We start from the raw sequence: 16250 nt of genomic DNA on the forward strand, positions 1-16250 counted from the left end.
GGACACCGAGGTGGCGTGGCGAAGGCGGGGGCCATGAGCACGACGCGTGTCGCGGTGGTCGGCGGAGGCATTGGGGGCCTCACCGCCGCGGGGCTGCTGGCGAAGGAAGGCCACGCGGTGACGCTCTTCGAGGGCGGGGCCTCACTGGGTGGCAAGGCGCAGGCCGTCACCGTGGATGGCGTGACGCTGGACACAGGCCCGACGTTGCTGACGTTGCCGGACCTGGTGCGTGGGACGTTCGAGCAACTGGGAGCGCTCGACCTGATGCCGCCCCTCACCGAGCTGGAGCCGCAGTGCTCCTACCGCTTCGGGGATGGGTGCGCCTTCACCGCGTACAAGGACATGGACCGCACCGCGGACAGCGCCGCCGACGTGAAGCCGGTGGAGCGCAGGGGCATCCGCGGCTTCTACGCGGAGGCCGCCGCCATCTGGGGCGCGGCGGGTGAGCCGTACCTGGAGGCGCCCTTCGAGGGCATGGCCGGGTTCATGGGGCGCGTGGCTCGCCGGGGGATTGGCGCGGTGATGGCGGGCATGCAGTTGTCGTCCCTGCACGGGCTGGCGGTGAAGCACCTGCGCACCGAGCACCTCCAGCAGTACGTGGGCCGCTTCGCCACCTACGCGGGCGCGTCTCCCTACGAGGCGAGCGCGGCCTTCGCGCTGATTCCGCACATCGAGCGCGCGTACGGCGTCCACCATGCGCGGGGCGGCGTGGGCGCGCTGGTGAACGCGTTGGGACAGGCGGTGCGCAGGCTCGGCGTCACGGTGCATCTCCAGACGCGCGCCCGCTTCGCGCACACGCGCGATGGCTACCGCGTGGGACCTGGTGAGGACGCCGCGTCCTTCGACAGCGTGGTGGTGAACGCGGACCCGATGGAGTCCCTGAGTCGTGGAGAGGAGCCGTTGGCGCTCTCCGGCTTCGTGTTGTTGCTGGAGGTGGAGGGGCGTCCCGCGCTGCCCCACCACGCGGTGCTCTTCGGGAGGGACTACCGGCGCGAGTTCGACGAACTGTTCAGCGGGCAGCTCGCGTCGGACCCGACGGTGTACTTCTGCAACCCGTCCGCCACGGATGCCACCATGGCGCCTCCGGGACGCACGGGTCTGTTCGTCATGGTGAACGCGCCGCCCTTGCCCGTGGATGCCGCGGAGGCGGACGTGGCGACGCGTGCCTGGGAGCTTCAGGCCGAGCAGGTGAAGGCGCAGATGTTCGAGAAGCTCGTCGCGCACTTCCCGGAGCTGAAGGGTCGCGTGCGAGTCATCGGCCAGCGCTCGCCGGTGGACCTGGCCGCGCAGGGGGCACCGGGTGGGTCCATCTACGGCTTCCTGCCGCACGGCAAGCTGGGGCCGTTTCGTCGTCCGCGCATCCGGGGCAACACGCCGGGCCTGTTCTTCGCGGGAGGAGGGACGCACCCGGGTGGGGGCGTGCCCCTGGTGATGCTGTCCGGCCGTTTCGCCGCGGAGATGGCCTCCGTGCACCTGCGGAGGGGCGAATGAACACCTTGCGAGACATTCCCGCGCTGCCCATCGAGGCGGGGGCCTATCGCTGGTTCTACGCGGACGTGACGGCGGGGCCCTACAGCGCGGTGTGTATCTTCATGCTGGGCTCGCTGTTCTCCCCGCGTTATTCGGTGGCGGCGCGACGGGGCGGCCGGCCCATGGAGCACAGCGCGGTGAACTTCGCGCTGTACCACGAGGGTGTGCGCCGCCTGTGGGTGTTGAGCGAGTACTCTCGCGCGGAGGTGGAGTCGGCGGGGCGGTTGCGGATTGGACGCTCGACGCTGACGTATGGAGAGGGCGGAACGGTGCGCATGGACGTGGAGGACTGGACGGCGCCCTGGGGTCGGCCCGTGAGTGCGCGCCTCACCCTGGAGCCGCTGACGCCGGTGGGCGAGGTGGTGCGGTTGATGCCGGAGCTTCCGCACTACTGGCAGGCCCTGGCGCCTCGAGCGCGTGCGCGGCTGGAGGTGTCGTCGCTCGGCGTGAAGGCGGAGGGGCTGGGCTACCACGACACGAACCACGGTGAGGAGTTGCTGGGCGAGCGGCTCGCGGGCTGGCACTGGGCGCGCACGCATCGCGGGGATGCGACGACGGTGGTGGACTACCACCTGCCGGATGGTGTGGCGCCGCTGCGGATGACGGCGTGCGAGCAGAGCGTGCGTTGTGAGCGGGGGCCGGGGCCGCAGACGCGTCCCACCGTCATCACGGGCTGGGGCCTGCGCGTGCCCACGCGTTTGCAGACGGACAATGTGGAGGTGGGCGAGGCACGGCTTCTGGAGTCCTCGCCGTTCTATGCACGGCTGGAGGCTCGCAAGGGCGCGCTGGACTGCATGGGTGAGGTGGCGGACTTCCGCCGCTTCCACTCGCCCTTCATCCGCTGGATGGCGCACTTCCGTACGCGGCTGGGGACGGCGGCATGAACGCGCCCGTCCTCCTGTGTCTGGGCTGGGCCGTGCTCGCGACGGGCTTCAGCGGAGTCGCGCTTGCGCGCCTGCTGCGCGTGCGCAGAGGCGGCTCGTTCATGGGGGCACGGTCAGCGCAGGGGCTCCGCGGTACGACGGGGATGTCCACGCTTCGGAGCACGGAGCAGTCCGCAGCGGTCCTGCGTGCTCAGCCCGCGCGGAGTCACCTGCATTCAGAGGATGTGCTCGCACCTCGGGATGAGGAGCCGCCCACCGAGGACCTGCGCCCTCAATCAGCGAAGAGTCCCCTTCATCCTGAAGAGGCGCTCGCGCTTCGGAGCCAGGACGTGCCTGTCGAGTCCCCGCGCACCACTCCTTCGGTGCTGCTCCTGCGCCCGGTCGATGCGCCTACGCCTCGAGAGCTGGAGAACCTGGCGCTGCCCATCGAGTACGCAGGCGCGCTGGAGCAGGTGGTCGTGTCTCCCTATCGGCCTCGGCTCGCGCCCGGCGTGCGCTGGCTGCCGAGCGACCCGCTCACCCCCAACCGCAAGGTGGGCCATCTTCTCTATGCTTTGGAGACGCTCCCCACCGAGGGCCGCGTGGTCCTCTCCGTCGACGCCGATGTCGCGGTGACCGGCGCGCTGGTGGAGGGACTCGTGGCTCCTCTGGTCCGAGGTGCCGCGCTGAGCACGGCCGCCCCCACACCCGTGGACGTGCGTGACGGAGCCGGCCGCGCCATGGCCGGATTGCTGCGCTACACGCATCACAGCTTCCTCGCGCTGCACGCGATGAGCGCGGGCGCGAAGGCCGTGTGTGGCAAGGCCCTGGGCCTCTCCCCCGAAGCCATGGAATCGCTCAAGTCCCTGGCCGACCACATCGGCGAGGACCTGGAGCTGTCGAAGCGCCTGCATGCCCGCGGTCTGGACGTCGCGCTGAGCGACGCGCCCGCGGTGGTTCCCCTGGGCGACATCGGCGCTTGGGAAGTCCCACTGTCCCGCTTCACCCGCTGGATGCGCGTGCTGGCCAGTCACCGCCCCGCGCTGTACCCCACGGTGCCGCTGCTGTTCACTCCCACCGTTCCGCTGGTGTTGCTGGCGGCGCTTCTGGGCTCGCCGGTGCTGTCGCTCGCGGTGGTGTCGCTCGTGGGTGTGCGCGCGCTGCTGGCGCTCCGACTCGCGGTGCTCGGCGCGCCTCGCGCGGCGGGTGTTCACGACGCGAGCCTGGGACACGCGCTGACGGACTGGCTCCTGGGTGAGATGTTGTTGCTGACGGCCTTCGTCATCTCCCTGGGTCGCCAGGGGATGGTGACCTGGCGGGGGCGCACGTACGCGCTGCTGCCGGGAGGCCGCATGGTCCGGGTGTCGCCGGAGCTGACAGGAGGACCTGGATGACCTACGCGCGTTTCCTCGGGCTGTTCGTCGTACTGCCCATCTTCTTCCTGCTGTGGCGCTACCGCCGCACCTTCACGGCCCGAAGCCTGGCGCCCATGGGCCTGCTGCTCGTGGTCGTCTACGCGGCGACGTCACCCTGGGACAACCTGGCGGTGAAGTGGGGCCTGTGGGGCTTCGATGAGACCCGCATCTGGGGCATCAAGCTGGGCTACCTGCCACTGGAGGAGTACCTGTTCTTCGGCCTCCAAACGCTGCTGGTGGGACTGTGGGCTCGGGCCCGGCTCGCCCGCGCGTTGGCTCGGCCCGCGACGACACCAGCGTCGGCTGCGGAGTCCACTGTCTCCTCCGAGCGAGCCCTGTCCCCGAGCGAGGTGTCCTCATGATGGATTCGCGCTGGGCCTACCTCATCCATCTGGTTGGCTGGACGCTGCCGCTCATCGTGTTCCAGACGGTGGTGCTGGTGCGCCACTACAAGGAACGCTCCGGCGCGGTGCTGCGCGCGGTGCTTCCGCCCGCGTTCATCATCGGCATCTATCTAGCGGTGGCGGACCACCTGGCCATCTCCACGGGCATCTGGAACTTCGGCGAGGGCCTGCACCTGGGCATCTACGTGGGGCTCGTTCCCCTGGAGGAAGTGCTGTTCTTCCTGCTGACCAGCGTGCTCGTGTCGCTGGGCCTGGCCCTCTTCACGGGGCTGGTGGAGCTCTTGACAAAGAAGGAGGCCGGGGCGTCGTGATTCCCGCCGCCAAGGGAGGCCCCTTCGGGTGGGCGCTGGACGCGTACATCGGGTGGAAGTTCCGCTCGGCGTTCCGGGGCCTGTGGGTGCGCGGTGAGCTGCCCGCCGCCGGCCCGGGGAGGCTGGTGTACCTGAACCATGCCAACTGGTGGGACGGCTTCATGCTGCACCAGCTCTCCCGGGTGGCGGGATGGGACGCCTACTGCCTGATGGACGAGGAGAACCTGCGCCGCTACCCCTTCCTGGCGCGCATTGGCGCGTTCAGCATCCGCCGCAAGGACGCGGTGTCGTCGGTGGAGTCGCTGCGCTACGCGAAGGACCTCCTGAAGCGTCCGCGCGCGGCGCTGTATGTCTTTCCCGAAGGCGAGCACCGTCCCTTCGGCGAGCTGCCACTGCGGCTGGAGCGCGGCGTGGAGCTGCTGGCGCGCGTGGCCAAGGTGGAGTGCGTGCCCATTGGCGTGCGCTACGCCTTCTTCGAGCACGAGCGCCCGGACGTGCTGCTGGAAGTGGGCACGCCGCATCCGCCCGGCTCGCTGGCCGTCTTCCAGCAGGGCCTGGAGTCGGTGGTGCGAAAGCTGGCGGCGGTGACGACGCTGGAGGGCTTCACGCGCAAGGTGTCGGGCGCGCGGGGCGTGGCGGAGAAGTGGGACGCGGCTCGGGGCGTGGGGCCGTGATGCTGCGCATCCGCACCATCGCCCGGCTGACGGGCATCCGCGAGGCGACGCTGCGCGCGTGGGAGCGGCGCTACGGCTTCCCGCGTCCGATGCGCTCGGAGGGCAACAACTACCGCGTGTACTCGCGCGAGGAAGTGGAGGCCATCCGCCGCGTGGCGCGCCTCATCGAACTGGACGGCCTGGCGGTGAGCGAGGCCATTGCCCAGGTGGTTGCCTCCCCCGTGAAGACGATGCCCCGCGCGGAGCGGCACCAGGAGCGCTTCTGGGCCGCCGTCATGCTGTTGGACGGAGACGAGGTCTCGCGCGTGCTGGACGAGGCGCAGGAGGCCATGGACGTGGACACCTACTGCGACGGCTTCCTGATGCCGCTCCTGCGGGAGATGAGCGCGCGGCTGGATGTCGCCCGCGAGCACCTGGCGTCCGGGTACGTCCGCCAGCGGCTGCGGCAGGTGCTGTCGAGCCTGGAGAGCACGGCGAACGGGCCCCGCGCGCTGCTGGCGTGTCCGGCGGGGGACTTCCATGAAGGGGGCCTGCTGGGCCTGGGGGTGCAGCTCAAGCGCAAGGGGTGGCGGGTGACGATGCTGGGGGCGGATACCCCGGCTGACGCGCTGCGTGCCTCGTGCGAGCAGCTCCACCCGGACATGGTGGCGCTGTCCTTCGTGCAGCGGCGCGAAACGGACGAATTCGCAACGCTGTTGTCGGATGCGTTGCGAGCCTGCGCCCCCTCTCCGGTCGTGGTAGGAGGGCCCGGCGCGCGCGAGCACCTGAAAACCACCTTCACACTGGGTGCGCAGTACGCGGAGTCCTCGCAGGAGCTGATTGCCCTCTGGAGCCAGGTGCGAACCGCGCAAAGTCGCCCCTGACCCGTATCGCCCATGGCCGAGCGCACCTACCGAATCCACGTCGCCGCGGAGCTGTCAGGGGTTCGGGTGGAGCTCATCCGGGCCTGGGAGCGGCGGTATGGCGTGCTCCAGCCCTTGCGCACGCCCGCGGGCTACCGCGTCTACACCGAGCGGGACGTCGCGCTGCTCAAGCGGCTGAAGAAGCTGACGGACGAGGGCGTGGCCATCAGCGAGGCGGCGAAGCTGCTGCCTCAGCTGCTCGAGGAGCTGGACGCCGCGCCCACCGCCACCGAAGACGTCCAGGGCTCCAGCACGGGCCTGGAGTTCTGGCGCGACGCCGCGCTGCTCGCCGCGGAGGCGTATGACCAGGGCGGCGTGTCGGCGGTGGTGGACGAGGTGCTGTCCGCGCTGCCCCCGCTCAAGGCGTTCGAGGGCGTGCTGGCGCCGCTCCAGCGCGAGGTGGGCGAGCGCTGGCACACGGGCGAGCTGTCCGTGGCGCAGGAGCACCTGGTGACGCAGGTGGTGCGCGCCCGGCTGGTGAGCCTGCTGCACGGAGCGCCGGACAGCGGGCGACGCCACGCGGTGCTGGCGTGCTTCCCGGATGAGGAGCACGAGCTGGGGCTCTTGGGCGTGGCGCTGCGCCTGCGCCACGCGGGCTTCCGGGTGACGCTGCTGGGACAGCGGGTGCCCGCGCTGGATTTGGGGCGGGCGGTGGCGTCGCTGAAGCCGGAGATGGTGGGGCTGTCCGCCATCACCAATCACGGCGTGGAGGTGTTCCGCGACACGCTCTCCCAGCTCATCCGGGCGCTGCCGGACGGCGTGCCCGTCTGGGTGGGCGGCGCGGCTGCAGTGGCCCACTCGGACACCGTCGTCCGACTGGGCGCGCGCCTGTTCAGCGACGAGGACGACTGGGTGAAGGTGCTGAAGGAGTAGGCAGCGGCGCCCGCACGCGCTGGAGCATCGCGATGATTCCCGCGTCTCCGACGGCCCACACGCGCTTGCCGGTGAGCGACGCGGACACGGCATGGAAGCCCGTGGACCCCAGCGACTGCCAGCTCCGCGCGCCATCCGCGGACATCTCCGAGCCGGAGGGCCCGACGGTGACGAGCGTGGGCCCTGGCGCGCCGTGGACCTGCGCGACGCAGGAGCGGTAGCCCGCGGGCCTTGCTCCCCCGGGCACGCTCCACGTCTTGCCGCCGTCTCGCGTGAGGGCCAGGTTGCCCTTGGCGTCCATGGGGAGCTTGTGGTTGCCGCCCACCGCGATGCCGTCGCGCTCGCTCCAGAAGACGAGCGAGAACACGCCGCCGCCCTCTCCTGTGGCCAGGGGCGTGGTCGCGACACTCCACGACTTGCCTCCGTCCGATGTGCGGAGCACGCGCGCCGCCGCGCCCCCCAGGCCGAACCACGCCTGCTTCGGTGCTCGCACGGCGATGCTGGTGCCGCTGGCCGCGAAGCCCGCCTCGCCGGGGAGTGCCGGAGGAAACGCCTGGGCGGGCAGGGGCGTCCAGGTGGCTCCGCCGTCCGAGGTCGCGACCACGAGGAAGTGGCCCTCCACCGGGTCGCTGAAGGCGAGGCCATGCTTCTCGTCCCAGAACGCCATGCCGTCGAAGAACGCGCCCGGCGTCGGGTTGGTGAACTGGAGCGTCCAGTGCTCGCCGCCGTCCACCGTCTTGTAGATGCGGGACTTGTCACCCTCGCCGATGGAGAGCAGGTACGCGGTGGTGTCGCTGAAGGCATCCACGTCCCGGAAGTCGAGCGCCTCCGCGCCGGGCACGGTGCCCGCCTTCCACGTCTGACCTCCGTCCGTCGTCCGGACGAAGGTCCCCTTGTCTCCGCTGGCCCAGGCCACGCGTCCGTCGACGGCGCTGACGCCTCGCAGGCGCACGGTGGTGTGGCTGTCCTGGGTCACCCACTTCATCTCCGCGCTCCCCAGTGACAGCAGCGCTGTCAGCCAGATGGCTCCCGTCATCATGCCGCGTCCTCCTCGCGGCCCGGGAGGCTAGCTCAGGGCTGGGGATTGGCGAGCTGCTCGTTGGCCAGGGATTTGTTGAAGACGAGGCTCTTGAAGAGCTGCTTCGCCTCCTCGGCGTTGTCGCAGATGGGCGAGCACTTGTACGCGCCCGCGACGTTGTGCGGGTCCCTGCAGTCGTTGATGACGTGGCCGTTCGAGTCCTCGATGGGGGGCTGGAGCGTCACGCAGCCGGCTTGCAGGTGCTTCCATCGCCAGTGGCTCAGACACGCCGGGCCGCCCGTGTCCCATCCCGCCTCGAACTGCATGCCCGACGGGCCCGAGCCCTCCGTGGGCGGGGCGATGATGTTCGGCGTCAGCGCGTCCCACGGCTGGATGAGGGTGCCGTCCTGGGTGAAGGACGTGCCGCTCCCGCAGTAGTCGGCGCGAGCCATCCGGGTGCAGGCCCAGTGGGTCTTCGTCACCGCGCCGGGGTTCGCGCCATCCAGCCACGGCTTGTAGCCCCAGCGGTAGCACTTGGCGAGCACGCCCGGGTCGCACGCGAGCGTGAAGGCGTGGGTGCTCTCCTCGCGCTCACCCGCCTTCGAGAAGAGGCCCTCCAGGGGGAGCGTCCACGCCCAGCCCACGGCGGGGTCCGCGCCCGTCTTGCACAGGTCCACGGGCGACCCGCTGGTGGGCCTTATCTGCAGGCGATAGAGGAAGGTGTCGCCGGTGGCGTCCCAGATGCCGGGTGACTCGGGGATGGTGACGCTGGCCGCGTTGGTCGCGTCCTTGACTTCGAGGACGGTGCCGTATCCGGACGGTGACGAACTCAGCATCCGCGCGCCGATGAGCTGCTCACCCCGCAGGTCCTTCACCGTCACCGGGAAGCGGCCGGCGGTGGAGCGCAGCGTCACGCTCGCGCTCTGCGTCGTCGTATAGGGGCCCGTCAACACGGTGAAGATGCCGCTCTTGGGGCAGGTGAACTTCACGGCGGGACAGCTGGACGTGCTGCACTGAAGGTCGGGCCCCGCCGTCCCCACGCCCGAGCCCAGGTAACCCGTGCGCTCGAACTCGCAGGGGCTCTCCCCCGAGCAGACGCGCAGGATGGGGCGGCCCGTGCAGCTCCCTGGTGCTCCCGAGCATTCGCCGCTGGAGAGGGTGACCAGCGTGTTCGGCGAGCAGGTGCCCTGGCCCTCCACGGAGAAGCCACAGGTTCGCTCGGGCCCCGTTCCACGCAGGAGGCACGGGGTGAGGCTGGGCGTGGGGCCCGTCACCGACAGGTTGATTCGGGCGACCAGCTCACCCTTGTAGATGCGCAGCGTCGCCGCGCGGCGGACGCCGTCGTGCAGCACGGACGCTCCCGTGTAGGCGGCGGACGGGATGTGCGAACCGTGGAGCTGCGTGCCCTGGGAATGGGAGTCGTCGTTTCCAGCGGAGAAGGCCTGGGACTCCAGGGGAGGCGTCGCGTCCTCGGGGGCCAGCGGCCCGCATGCGGCGAGGAGACAGAGACAGAAACTGGGTAACAACAGTCGCGAGATGGCGCTCATGTGAGGGACCTCGGTTTCGTTCAAGGCAGACCCAGGTCCCTAGAGCATGTCGTATGCCACGGACACGTCCGCGCACACCTTGGGGGGAGGGTGGGCGGGGCCTCGGGGAGTGGGGTGAAGTGGCGGTTCTGGCCGGCAAGACTTGCCGGGGTCCGGCGAGGGTTGCCGTTTCAGGGGCGCGGCGTGGCGCAGACGCGCAGGCCGATGAGGGCCTCGCGCTGCGTGGGCTCCACTCGGTCCCGGTTGGCGGAGTGCGCGGTGAGGTCGCTCTGGTACCAACTGCCGCCCTGCGCGGACGGCTTGGTGGGGTCCACGCTGGAGCGGGTCCACTCCCAGACATTGCCCGCGAGGTCGTCCACACCGAAGGGGCTGCGCGAGCGCGGGTGGCTGCCGACCTCGTCGGGTCCGAAGCCTCCGGGCTCTCGGCCGTACGTCACGTCGTGGTTGGCGTCGTCCGGGGACAGCCAGTCGCCCCCCGGGTAGCGTCGTCCGTCGGCGCCCCGGGCGGCGCGTTCCCACTCGTGCTCCGTGCAGATGCGCGCTCCGGGGACCTGGCCGGTGTGGTCCAGCCAGGCCACGTAGGCCTCCGCGTCCACGAAGGAGATGGCCGACACGGGGAAGCGCAGCCAGTCCTGTTCGAGACGTCGGTCTCGCTTGCCGTAGCGCAGGCGCTCTCCGTTGAGCACGCTGTAGCTGGCGGAGGCCGGCCGCAGGTTGAGGCGCCACCGTCCGTCCGGCTCCTGGGCCAGGTCCACCACCGTGAGGCGCCGCCGCGAGCCCGGCATGCGCGCGGTGCGCTCCTCGGGCGAGAGGGTCTCCAGGAAGGTGATGTACTGGCCGAACGTCACCTCGTGCCGGGCGATGAGATAGGCGCCGGTCTCCAGCTCGTGCAGCGGGGGCGAGAAGAAGAAGGCCCGGCGCAGGAATTCGCTCTCGGATGCGCCTTGGAGGAAGCGGCCGGGGGGCACGTACACGAAGCCCTCGGGGACGGCGGAGGCTTCGGGCAGCGCGAGGTCCAGGGCGAGGGTTTCGCCCGGTCGCACCAGGATGGGGGCTCGCACGGGGAAGTGACCCGGTGCCTCCACCAGAATCAGATGAGAGCCCGCGGGAAGCTCCAGCTCACGCAGCGGCGTCTGTCCCAGGTCTTGTCCGGAGGATGCCGGTGGCGCAGGTGAGTCCGAGGGCCGCGCCGTGTCGCTCGTTGGAGAGATGTCGGGGGTGGCCTTCAGCAGCCGCACCCGTGCACCCGGAGGCGAGGTGATGATGGAGACGCGCGCGGGTGCCACCAGCTTCCGCTGTCGCAGGCCCGATGTGTCGTAGGCGGCGAGGCGCGTGAGCAGTTGAGTGCGCAGCTCGGGCTGCCGCTGTCGGTCGGCACGCTCCGCGCGCTCCGCGAGCAGGTCCGCGAGGGGCTCGTTCACCCGAGGGCTCCCCGGGTCCAGGCCCCAGGCCGTCTCCAGCGCGGCCTGGGCTCGCAGCGAGAGGGTTTCGACCGCCTGCTCCTCGTCTCGGACGCGCGCCCACAGCGTCTCGGCGGCTTCGCGGCGCTCGGGGCCCGGCGTGTCGAAGAGGGCGAGGGACTCCTGGCGCAGTCGCCGCGCCGTCGCGTCCTTCTCGCGGGCATCGTCGTGGTGTCTTCGTGCTTCGTCGAGGTGCTGCGCGATGCGGGCTTCCAGTTGCGCGCGCGACTGCACGCGAGTCACCGCCACCACCGCCAGTAGCGCGAGCGGCGCCGCGATGGCCACCGTCCAGCGTGCGGCCCGGCGACGACGGGCCGTCTGGTGCGAGCGGGCGAGGAAGTCCTCCTGGCCTGCTCCCTCGGGAAGCACTCCGGCGGCGCGCGCCTCGGTGAGCTGTCGCTCCGCGTAGAGCAGCTCGGAAGGTTGGCCCAGTCGTGCCCATTCGGTGGCGGCGCGAGCGAGGCGGTGCCGTATGGCGCGGCGCTGCTCATCCTGACCCAGCCAGCCGCGCAGCGTGTCCCAGCCCGTGAGCAGGCTTTCGTGCGCGAGCGTGTAGACACCCTCGCCGCTCTCGGCCTCGCCCGCCGTGAGCAGGCGACCGCGCACGAGGCCATCCAGCACCGCGCGGCCGTTGTCATCGCCGGGCCCTCGCAGCAACTCCTCGCGAGTGCGGCGCAGTCGCGTGCCCTCGGGAGTGACCAACTCCAGCAGCAGCTCCCGTGCGCGGGGACGCTGTTCCGGTCGGAGCTTCTCCACCACCGCGTCCGCATGACGGGCCAGCGCGCCCTCCACGCCGCCGAGTGACGCCAGCGCCTCGGCGGGAATGGTGCCTCGCGCGACGTCGCGTGCCTCCCACAGTGCTTCCAGCGCGAACTGCAACAGCGGAAGTCCGCCGTCGGCTCGCGCGGCGGAAGTCACGAGTGTGTCGACCAACGCGGGGGACTCGAAGCGAACGCCGAGTGCGCGGGTGGGACCTTCCACGGCCTCGCGCAGTCCTCGCTCGGACAGGGCGCGGACGAGGTAGAGCGCGCGGGGAAGCTCGTCTCCCAGGCCCGGCAAGGCGACCAGGCGGGTGAGGCAGTCACTGCGCGCGGTGGCCAGCACGCGGATGCGCGGAACCCGGTGCAGCGCCAGGGCCAGCTCCTCGGCGAGCCGCGTGGCCTGGGTGGGCTCGGAGAAGGTGACGAGCTCCTCGAGTTGGTCGATGAAGAGGAGCACCGGTGGGGCGCCCGAGGGACGACGGCGCAGGGCTCGGGCGAGGGCTCCGGGTTCCTCGGTGGCCACCTGTGCGAGGAGCGCATCGGGGCCTTCCGCGAGCACGGGCGCCAGGGCTTCGGCCAGCGCCTCCAGTGGGTGCCTTCCGGGAGTCCACGAGACGATGGTCCACGCGGGGTTGTCGTCGCCGCGTCCGGCGCTGGCGATGGCGGGCAGCACTCCGGCGCGACACAGCGACGACTTGCCGACGCCCGAGTCTCCCGCGAGCAGGACGAAGCGCTCGCCGCGCAGCCGGTCCAGGACCTCACCCAGCTCCGCCTTGCGGCCGAAGAAGACGCCCCGGTGCTCGGCCTCGAAGGTGCGAAGTCCCCGGTAGGGATTGCCGGAGGGCAGGGGAGAGGTGTGAGCGGACTGGGCCAGGGCCTCCAGGGCCTCTCGCAGCGCGTCTCCGGATTCGAAGCGTTGCTCGGGGGCCAGGGCGAGGCAGCGGTCCACCACGGCGGCCAGTCCGGGAGGAAGGTCGAGGTCCTGCTCCACGAGCAGGCGAGGGCGCTGCTCCAGCACTGCGCGCCCGAGGTCGGACAGGGGCACGTCTTCGTGGGGCGCGGTGCCAGTGCACAGCTCGTGGAGGAGCACACCCATCGCGTAGATGTCGCTGGCTCGGCTGGCCTGCTCACCGCGCCAGAGTTCGGGTGCGAGATAGAGCGGCGTGCCGGGCACGGTGAGCGGGAGGGGCGAGGGTCCTCGGTGCGCGGGGGGCACTCCGTCCCAGGGCCCACCGGGAGACGAGTCGTCGCGAGGGCTCGCGACCTCGCGATGGTCCGTCGTCGGCCGAGGTGCTCCGCTTTGTGCTCCGTGCGCCGAGGGAGCCGAGTCTTGCGACGTGCTTGATGGATGCTCGTTCGCGAGAGCATCTTGTGAATGCAGCGCTGACGGAACGGCGAGCCGCGGGCGCGTCTCCGATGGCTGCCCATGCGCGACGTTCTCGCGAGGAGGCCCTACTGGACGCGTCTCCGCTGGCTGTCCTGGCGCGAAGTCCTCTCCAGGAGGCGCCATAGGACGCGTCTCCGCTGGTTGCCCTGGCGCGGCGTCCTCGCCAGGGGGCGCCACGGGACGACTCTGCGCTGGCTGCCCAGGCGCGATGTTCTCGCCAAGAGGTGCTACTGGCCGCGTCTCTGCTGGCTGCCCTGGCGCGACGTTCTCGCGAGGAGGCGCCATGGGACGCATCTCCGCTGGCTGTCCTGGCGCGGCGTTCTCGCCAAGAGGCGCCATGGGACGCGTCTCCACCCGGGACGTTGGCGAGGTGGCGTCGCCAGGAGGCGTCATGGGCCAGGGCTGCACCAGCGCGTTTAGCGGGGTGGCGTCGCCAGGTGGCGTCATGGGACGCGTTTGCACCTGTGCCTTCGGCGTGGTGCCCCCGCCAACATGTGACACCAGGCGCGTTTCCACATCGGGCTCCGTGCCCCCACGCGCGTCCTCCCCGCCAGCTCCCCGTCCCGTGTCGAGCGTCTCGCGCGGTGCCTCTCGTTGTCCCGTGTCGCGCGTCGCGCGCGGTGCCTCTCTCCGTCCCGTGTCGAGCGGCGCCTCTCGTCCCGCGTCACGCGCGTCTCGAAGACCCGCTGTGCTCGCTCCCCCCGTCCACACCAGCGCGCGAGGACCGTCTTCGCCCGTCCACGACTCCGCGAGCCCGAAGTCGAGCAGCTTCACCTCACCTTCTTCGGAGAGGATGGCGTTGGCGGGCTTGATGTCGCGGTGCAGGACCCCGCAGCGGTGCGCCGCCGCGAGCCCACGCGCGAGTCCAATCCCCAGCACCAGCACCTGCCGCCCGTCCATCGGACGCCGCAGCGTGTCCAGCGGCTCGCCTCGGATGAGCTCCGACACGAGATACGGCTGGCCGCGCACCTCGCCCACGCGGTGGATGGCCACCACGTTGGGATGCTGGAGCCGGGCAATCGCCCGCGCCTCCTGGAAGAACCGCGCGCGCGCCACCGCGTCCGGCAGTCGCCCCGCGGGCGTCGCGATGAACTTCACCGCCACCAGCCGGTCCAACAAGGTGTCCCGCGCGAGAAAGACCTGTCCCATGGCGCCACGCCCCAGGGGGCGCAGCACCTGGTACTCCTCGAACTCGCGGGGGGGCTCCAGCAGCCCGGGTGGCGCGCTCATTCCGGCGAGGTGCCTCGGCGCGCGGAGCGAGGTTGCAGTCCCAGTTGCTTCAGCTTGAACGAGAAGGTCCGGATGGGCATTCCGATGAGCGCCGCCGCGCGCGTCTGCACGCCCTCCGCCGCCTCCAGCGCCTCCTGCATCCTGCGTCGCTCCAGCTCCCGAATCTCCTGCGCCAGCGGCAGCCGGGGCCGATGCGCCGGAGCCAGCGCATGCTCCGGTTCCGGCTCCACCACCTCCGCCTGCGCTACCGTCCGCCCGCTCGACATGCGCGCCGGCAGGTGGTGCGGCTCCACCACGTCGCCCGTCACCGCCGCCGCCACGTAGTCCATCAGGTTGCGAAGCTCGCGCACGTTGCCCGGCCAGGTGTGCCGCGACAGCGCATGCAACGTGCCCGACGCCAGCTCCAACTCCCCACGCCCCAGCGCCACACAGGCCCGCTCCAGGAAGTCACGCGCGAGCATGGGCACCTCGCGAGGCCGCTCCCGCAAGGGAGGCAGCAGCACCGTGGCCGCACCCAGCCGGAAGTACAGGTCCTGCCGGAAGCGCCCCGCCGCGACTTCCGCCTCCAAATCCCGATGCGTGGCGGCCACCACGCGGATGTCGATGGGCCGCTCCCGCGTATCTCCCACGCGGGTGATGCGACGCACCTCCAGCGCGCGCAGCAGCTTGGCCTGCGCGGACGCGGGCAGCTCGCCCACTTCATCCAGGAACACCGTGCCGCCCTGCGCGCTCTCCAGCAACCCCGCGCGCGACGTGGTGGCACCCGTGAACGCGCCGCGCTCGTGGCCGAACAGCTCGCTCTCCACCAGGCCTTCCGGAAGGGCCGCGCAGTTGACGGGCACGAACGGACCGGAGGCGCGACGAGACCAGTGATGCACCGCGAACGCGGCGTTCTCCTTGCCCGCGCCCGTCTCTCCGCACACCAGCACCGGCAGCTCGCTCGCGGCCAGCCTGCGCAAAAGCGCGTAGAGCTGCGCCATCGCCGGGTCCGCCACCAGCACCGTGCGCTCGCCCAACGACACCCGGGTGATGTCCTCCGCCGCCGAGGCGAAGCCCCCCGGCGCCGCCGTCCGCGCCGCCGTGCGCGCCGCGGCCACCAGCGTCTCCGCGTCACAGCCATCCGACGGACACGTGGCGGAGCCCAACCGCGCGCGAGGGCACGCACTCAAGAGCGCCTCCACGCGCTCCCCCATCCCCTCCTCGCCTGGATCTCCCGACACCTCGGGCAACAGCCACAGCAGGTGCTCACCGTCCAGCCAGCCCGCCGCCTCCGCGGGCCCCGCGTCCGAGCCCAGCACCGCCTCCACCGCCTCGCGCTCGGAGGAGCCCTGCTCGGCCAGCGCGAGCGTCAGCACCGTGAGCGGCCGGCCATAGCGCAGCGCGCGTTCCACCTCCTCGCGCAACTGCCCCATCAACCGGTCCGCGTCGAGCGCCCTTCGCGCGGGCATGGGCCGGCGCTTCGCCCGCACCACCGCCACCACCGCGCCGAAGGAGAGCACATCCCCCGACAACAGCGGCCGCGCATCCTCGAGCTGGCGGCCGTTGATGGACGTCCCATTCTGGCTGCCCAGGTCCACCACCCGCGCGCCCTCTTCCGTCACCAGGATGCGCGCGTGACGGCGCGACACGCTCTCGTCCTTCAGCTTCAGGTCCGCCTTGTCGTCGCGGCCCACCAGCACCACGCCCTCGGCTGGCAGCGGGAAGCGCCACGACGACTCGCCCTCCAACACCAGCAGGTACGCCGCGCCCGTCCCGGAAGGCTCCGAGGGGGTGCCGATGGGGCGGGTGTCTCGAGCACTGGGAGGCGGAGCGGACATCAAGCGGTCGTCCATGCTGGCACGCCCGCGTCGAGTCGAGCAACCCAGGGGTACCCAG

12 protein-coding genes are annotated in these 16250 nt (G+C 71.4%); 8 read left to right on the forward strand and 4 right to left on the reverse strand.

Going from position 1 to position 16250, the window contains the following annotated elements; all coding sequences use genetic code 11:
• Positions 1-33: 33 nt before the first annotated feature.
• The 8 genes from HUA74_RS10310 to HUA74_RS10345 are packed head-to-tail and all read left to right on the forward strand — an operon-like array spanning position 34 to position 6972.
• Entirely contained in the window at positions 34-1491 is a 1458-nt protein-coding gene (locus HUA74_RS10310; protein WP_174454430.1) for an NAD(P)/FAD-dependent oxidoreductase, read from the forward strand.
• On the forward strand, positions 1488-2414 hold the full coding sequence (locus HUA74_RS10315) for a carotenoid 1,2-hydratase (RefSeq protein WP_174454431.1): 927 nt from the start codon (positions 1488-1490) through the stop codon (positions 2412-2414). The genes HUA74_RS10310 and HUA74_RS10315 overlap by 4 nt, the downstream gene beginning before the upstream one ends.
• Positions 2411-3787: a glycosyltransferase gene (locus tag HUA74_RS10320; protein ID WP_254625013.1), complete on the forward strand. Its 1377-nt coding sequence runs from the start codon at positions 2411-2413 to the stop codon at positions 3785-3787. The genes HUA74_RS10315 and HUA74_RS10320 overlap by 4 nt, the downstream gene beginning before the upstream one ends.
• Positions 3784-4170, forward strand: a complete 387-nt coding sequence (locus HUA74_RS10325) for a lycopene cyclase domain-containing protein (protein WP_174454432.1) — start codon at positions 3784-3786, stop codon at positions 4168-4170. Before HUA74_RS10320 ends, HUA74_RS10325 begins: the two co-directional genes overlap by 4 nt.
• Entirely contained in the window at positions 4167-4523 is a 357-nt protein-coding gene (locus tag HUA74_RS10330; RefSeq protein ID WP_141647698.1) for a lycopene cyclase domain-containing protein, read from the forward strand. The genes HUA74_RS10325 and HUA74_RS10330 overlap by 4 nt, the downstream gene beginning before the upstream one ends.
• A complete protein-coding gene (locus HUA74_RS10335; RefSeq protein WP_174454433.1) occupies positions 4520-5197 on the forward strand; it encodes a lysophospholipid acyltransferase family protein in 678 nt (225 codons plus the stop codon). Before HUA74_RS10330 ends, HUA74_RS10335 begins: the two co-directional genes overlap by 4 nt.
• On the forward strand, positions 5197-6060 hold the full coding sequence (locus HUA74_RS10340; RefSeq protein ID WP_217443421.1) for a MerR family transcriptional regulator: 864 nt from the start codon (positions 5197-5199) through the stop codon (positions 6058-6060). Before HUA74_RS10335 ends, HUA74_RS10340 begins: the two co-directional genes overlap by 1 nt.
• Positions 6061-6072: 12 nt before the next feature.
• Positions 6073-6972 carry a MerR family transcriptional regulator gene (locus tag HUA74_RS10345; protein ID WP_141647695.1) on the forward strand — a complete coding sequence of 300 codons (900 nt, stop codon included), beginning with the start codon at positions 6073-6075 and terminating at the stop codon, positions 6970-6972.
• On the opposite strand, the gene HUA74_RS10350 is transcribed toward HUA74_RS10345, so the two are convergent.
• From HUA74_RS10350 to HUA74_RS10365, 4 genes are all read right to left on the reverse strand, one after another.
• A complete protein-coding gene (locus HUA74_RS10350; RefSeq protein WP_174454435.1) occupies positions 6932-8011 on the reverse strand; it encodes an oxidoreductase in 1080 nt (359 codons plus the stop codon). The two genes, HUA74_RS10345 and HUA74_RS10350, sit on opposite strands and share 41 nt — an antisense overlap.
• Before the next feature lie 32 nt (positions 8012-8043).
• Positions 8044-9537 carry an ADYC domain-containing protein gene (locus HUA74_RS10355; RefSeq protein WP_174454436.1) on the reverse strand — a complete coding sequence of 498 codons (1494 nt, stop codon included), beginning with the start codon at positions 9535-9537 and terminating at the stop codon, positions 8044-8046.
• Between the two features lie 170 nt (positions 9538-9707).
• Entirely contained in the window at positions 9708-14375 is a 4668-nt protein-coding gene (locus HUA74_RS10360) for an SUMF1/EgtB/PvdO family nonheme iron enzyme (RefSeq protein WP_174454437.1), read from the reverse strand.
• Positions 14372-16207 carry a sigma 54-interacting transcriptional regulator gene (locus HUA74_RS10365; protein WP_254623665.1) on the reverse strand — a complete coding sequence of 612 codons (1836 nt, stop codon included), beginning with the start codon at positions 16205-16207 and terminating at the stop codon, positions 14372-14374. Before HUA74_RS10365 ends, HUA74_RS10360 begins: the two co-directional genes overlap by 4 nt.
• Positions 16208-16250 lie beyond the last annotated feature (43 nt).

This window comes from Myxococcus sp. CA051A (genome assembly GCF_013336705.1).
GTDB lineage: Bacteria > Myxococcota > Myxococcia > Myxococcales > Myxococcaceae > Myxococcus > Myxococcus llanfairpwllgwyngyllgogerychwyrndrobwllllantysiliogogogochensis.

Excerpts from the sequence above, each read along its gene's own strand:
- HUA74_RS10325 (WP_174454432.1), top strand. The coding sequence starts at position 3,784 with ATGACCTACGCGCGTTTCCTCGGGCTGTTCGTCGTACTGCCCATCTTC.
- HUA74_RS10315 (WP_174454431.1), top strand. The coding sequence starts at position 1,488 with ATGAACACCTTGCGAGACATTCCCGCGCTGCCCATCGAGGCGGGGGCC.
- HUA74_RS10310 (WP_174454430.1), top strand. The coding sequence starts at position 34 with ATGAGCACGACGCGTGTCGCGGTGGTCGGCGGAGGCATTGGGGGCCTC.
- HUA74_RS10360 (WP_174454437.1), bottom strand. The coding sequence starts at position 14,375 with ATGAGCGCGCCACCCGGGCTGCTGGAGCCCCCCCGCGAGTTCGAGGAG.
- HUA74_RS10350 (WP_174454435.1), bottom strand. The coding sequence starts at position 8,011 with ATGATGACGGGAGCCATCTGGCTGACAGCGCTGCTGTCACTGGGGAGC.
- HUA74_RS10340 (WP_217443421.1), top strand. The coding sequence starts at position 5,197 with ATGCTGCGCATCCGCACCATCGCCCGGCTGACGGGCATCCGCGAGGCG.
- HUA74_RS10345 (WP_141647695.1), top strand. The coding sequence starts at position 6,073 with ATGGCCGAGCGCACCTACCGAATCCACGTCGCCGCGGAGCTGTCAGGG.
- HUA74_RS10330 (WP_141647698.1), top strand. The coding sequence starts at position 4,167 with ATGATGGATTCGCGCTGGGCCTACCTCATCCATCTGGTTGGCTGGACG.
- HUA74_RS10320 (WP_254625013.1), top strand. The coding sequence starts at position 2,411 with ATGAACGCGCCCGTCCTCCTGTGTCTGGGCTGGGCCGTGCTCGCGACG.
- HUA74_RS10365 (WP_254623665.1), bottom strand. The coding sequence starts at position 16,207 with ATGGACGACCGCTTGATGTCCGCTCCGCCTCCCAGTGCTCGAGACACC.
- HUA74_RS10355 (WP_174454436.1), bottom strand. The coding sequence starts at position 9,537 with ATGAGCGCCATCTCGCGACTGTTGTTACCCAGTTTCTGTCTCTGTCTC.